A 4,128-nucleotide genomic window follows, 5' to 3' on the forward strand; every position below is an offset into this window, starting at 1 on the left:
AAATTTGGTATTTGTTCAATATAATTTAAAATTTTATATTTTAATTGCGTGTCGATGTTGGTTAATGGTTCGTCCATAATAATTGCTTGAGGATTGGCCAATAAGGCACGGCCTAGGGACACCAGACGTTTTTCACCCCCAGAAAGGTATTCTGGTTTGCGCTTAAGAAAATTATCCAGATTTAATAATTTTATAATATCATCGGGGTGAAGTTTCCTTTGACTAGTAGCACAACGTTTATAACCGTAAATTAAATTTTTATAAACATTAAGATGGTCAAATAAACGTGGTTCTTGAAAAATATAAGAAAAACGACGTTTTTCTGGTGAAATATAAATGTGCTGCGATTGATCAAAAAATATCTGATCCCCAAATTTGATAAGGCCATCTTTTGGTTTTAAAATACCCGCTAATAATTGGGCTAATGTTGTTTTACCCGAACCAGATGGTCCAATGATGCCAATAATGCCCTCTATAGGCCATTCGGCTTTTGCATTAAGGTTAAATTGATCTCTTTTATATAAAATATCAAATGAGAGCATTGAAATAATTAAGTAAGATTTTTAATTTTATTTTTAAAAGCCTCTAATAAAAAAAGAGCAAGGAAGGCAATAATGATGCAAATAATTGAAAGACGCCATGCTGCTTCTTCGCCCCCAATTTTTTGAGTTAGACTATAAATGGCAATGGGTAAGGTTTGTGTTTGGCCAGGAATGTTGGACACAAAAGTAATAGTTGCCCCAAATTCACCAAGACTTCTAGCAAAGGATAGGATCATTCCTGCAATAATTGCTGGGACAAGGCGCGGCAATGTGATGGAACAAAATACATCAAATGGTGTAGCACCCAATGTACGTGCGGCGATTTCTGTTTCAAAATTTAATGTTTCAAGGGCAATTCTAATGGTACGTACCATCAAAGGAAACGCCATAATAGCGGATGCAAGAACAGCGCCCTTCCAATTAAAGATCAAAGTAATATCAAACCAATTATAAAGAAAATTACCAATAACTCCTTGTTTACCAAATAAAGTTAAAAGTGAATATCCAATAACAACAGGAGGAATTATTAAAGGTAAATGAATAAGACCATCAAGAAAAAATTTACCGTAAAATTGATATCTGGCTAATATCCAGGCAATCAATAAAGCGAAAGGCAAACTTAACACTACTGTCCAAAATCCGACTTTAAGGCTAAGCAAAAGTGCTTGCAATTCAAATTCTGATAAAATCACGGGATAGCAAACCCAAATTGAATAAATATATCTTTAGCTTTTTGGCTTAAAAGGTATTTGTAAAAATCTTCCGCTTGGGATGAAGATTTTTCTGCTTTGTTAACAAGACCTAATACATAAATGATTTTGTCATGACTTGTTTCTGGAAATTTAAAAATTTCTTTAACTTTATTACTTGCTTTTGCATCAGTATTGTAAACAATGGCGGCAGAAGCTTCTTTTTTTTCAACGAGCCATAGGGCCGATCGCACATCTTTGGTATACGCAATTTTAGATTTTAATTGATCCCATAAACCAAAAAACGACAATGCCATTTTTCCATATTTACCAGCTGGTACATGGTCTGGATCCCCCATGGCAAGGGGTTTATCCTGAAGATAAGTAATAAAAGATTGGTCAAAATTTGATAACTGGTTTAATGAACTATCCTTGGGTACAGCAATAACCAAATTATTATACAAAAAATTTTTATTTGTATTTTTAATAATTAAGTTCTTTTTATCAAGTACATTAATCCAGTGGGGGTCAGCTGTAATATAAAGATCCGCTGGGGCACCATTCATAATTTGTTTGGCAAGATCCGCACTAGATGCATAAACAGGTTTAATTTGAATATTATCAAAATTAGAATAATCTTGGATAAGGCGATCGAGAACAGTTTGTATGCTGGAGGCGGCAAAAACTAAAATTTCTGTTTTTGTGTTTTGTTCTGCGTAACTAAAAGAAATAAATGAAAAAAGTAAAGAGCAAAGAATAAAAAAACGATTAAATATTATCATAAAATTTAAAACCTTTATTTCTATATTCTGTTCCGCATATGCGAAAAAAATAGACGAAATAATAAGAACAAATTATTATAAAGGATTAGATTATCATATTTACTAAATAACAATTTTTGATTAAATTAGCAATTTATATATTTGGATAAGGTGAAAGTGGTGATGGGTTTACCAGATTTAAGTTATCCAGCGTTATTGCTCAATGTTATTGCCATTATTTAATAAAATAACGTTCAATAAAATGACCAAAAATTTAAAAGAATCAGTATAGGTAACAATAAATTAGGAGTTAAAGTTATGAGTTTACGAGCGACTTATTATATACTCACTTTATTAATAGTGACTTTTGCGACAACAGAATTTGCAAAAGCTGGAACTTTAGAGGATGTTCAAAAACGTGGATATCTTAAATGTGGAATTAATACAGGATTGGCCGGATTTGCATCCCCTGATGATAAAGGTAATTGGAAAGGTCTTGATATTGATTTATGTATTGGGGTTACGGCTGCTATTTTTGGCGATCCAAGCAAGGTTAAATATTCTCCCCTTAATGCTAAAGAAAGATTTACAGCATTGCAATCAGGTGAAGTAGATCTTTTAGCTAGAAATACAACGTGGAATTTTTCACGTGATACAGATCTTAAATTAGATTTTGTTGGGGTGAATTATTATGATGGGCAAGGTTTTATGGTCCGCAAAAGTTTAAAAGTTAAAAGTGCCAAAGAATTAAATGGCGCATCCGTTTGTGTTCAAACAGGAACAACGACTGAATTAAATTTAACAGAATATTTTCGTGCCAATAATATGAAACTTGATGCCAAAGTTTTTGAAAAAAATGAAGAAGCACGTCAAGCTTATGATAGTGGACGATGTGATGCCTATACGACAGATGCGTCAGGATTGGCTGCTGAAAGATCTGTTTTAGCAAAACCTGATGATCATATTATTCTTCCAGAAATTATTTCTAAAGAACCTTTAGGACCAGCTGTACGTCATGGCGACAATAATTGGGGCGATGTAGTGCGTTGGGTATTAAATGCGATGATTATTGCCGAAGAAATGGGCATTACATCACAAAATGTTGATACGATGAAAACATCAGCTAATCCAGAAATTAAACGCTTTTTGGGTGCTCAAGACGAATTGGGTAAAATGATTGGCTTGTCTAATGATTGGGCCTATAAGGTTGTAAAATATGTGGGCAATTATGGGGAAAGTTTTGAACGAAATGTTGGTGCGCAAACCCCATTAAAATTAGAAAGAGGTCTTAATCAATTATGGAATAAAGGTGGTATTTTATATGCTCCACCCTATAAATAATTAGCAAAATACATTTATAAGAGCTAGATTTTTTTAATTTATATATTAAGATCTAGCTCTTAATTTTTTTTAAAGAACCTATAAAAATGAATATTTGGCAAGATTATCGTTGGCGGTCTATAATTATACAGTTTTTGGTGTTGGTTTTTATCATTCTTTTTTTTCTATTTATTATTCATAATACAGCAAGAAATTTAAATGAAATTGGTATAGCGTCAGGATTTGATTTCTGGGATCGGATTGCAGGCTTTGATATTTCTGATAAGCTTGTTTTCTATGATTCATCCATATCAACTTATGGCCGTGTTTTTTTAGTTGGTATTTTAAATACAATTTTTGTGTCTATTTTGGGCATTATATTTGCCACCTTATTAGGTTTTACAATCGGTATTTTAAGATTATCTAGAAACTGGTTGGTCTCAAAATTAGCAGGTATTTATATTGAAACGATCCGAAATGTACCTTTATTGTTACAATGTGTGTTTTGGTATTTTGGTGTTTTAACAGCACTTCCTGATTTGCAAAGTAGTTTTACTTTTTTTGATTATATTTTTTTAAATAAAAGAGGGCTTTATTTCCCTAAACCAATTATTGAGCAAGGAGGAATTGTTTTATGGTTTACAATTCTTTTATTAATTTTATTTCTTATTTTTTTAAGTAAGTGGGCCCGCCAACGCCAAATTAAAACAGGTAAATTTTTTCCTATTTTTTCTACCAGTCTAGGAATTATTTTAATATTTTTTATTGGAATTTTTAAATTTTCCAATCTTTCAATTATTTGGGAAATTCCAAGTA

5 protein-coding genes are annotated in these 4,128 nt (G+C 32.0%); 2 read left to right on the plus strand and 3 right to left on the minus strand.

What is annotated here, in order from left to right:
* From K1X44_08865 to modA, 3 genes are all read right to left on the minus strand, one after another.
* A partial coding sequence (locus tag K1X44_08865) for an ATP-binding cassette domain-containing protein (GenBank protein MBX7147397.1) occupies positions 1 to 542 on the minus strand: 542 nt, incomplete at its 3' end.
* Between the two features lie 8 nt (positions 543 to 550).
* A complete protein-coding gene (modB, locus tag K1X44_08870; protein ID MBX7147398.1) occupies positions 551 to 1,234 on the minus strand; it encodes a molybdate ABC transporter permease subunit in 684 nt (227 codons plus the stop codon).
* A complete protein-coding gene (gene modA, locus K1X44_08875) occupies positions 1,231 to 2,013 on the minus strand; it encodes a molybdate ABC transporter substrate-binding protein (protein MBX7147399.1) in 783 nt (260 codons plus the stop codon). Before modA ends, modB begins: the two co-directional genes overlap by 4 nt.
* Positions 2,014 to 2,310: 297 nt before the next feature.
* Here modA and K1X44_08880 point away from each other — a divergent pair, with 297 nt between their 5' ends.
* Both K1X44_08880 and K1X44_08885 read left to right on the plus strand, forming a co-directional pair.
* Positions 2,311 to 3,333 carry an amino acid ABC transporter substrate-binding protein gene (locus tag K1X44_08880; GenBank protein ID MBX7147400.1) on the plus strand — a complete coding sequence of 341 codons (1,023 nt, stop codon included), beginning with the start codon at positions 2,311 to 2,313 and terminating at the stop codon, positions 3,331 to 3,333.
* Between the two features lie 86 nt (positions 3,334 to 3,419).
* Positions 3,420 to 4,128 (plus strand): ABC transporter permease subunit (locus K1X44_08885; GenBank protein MBX7147401.1); only part of this gene is annotated, 709 nt, incomplete at its 3' end.

It is taken from the genome of Alphaproteobacteria bacterium, assembly GCA_019695395.1.
Taxonomy (GTDB): Bacteria; Pseudomonadota; Alphaproteobacteria; order JAEUKQ01; family JAIBAD01; genus JAIBAD01.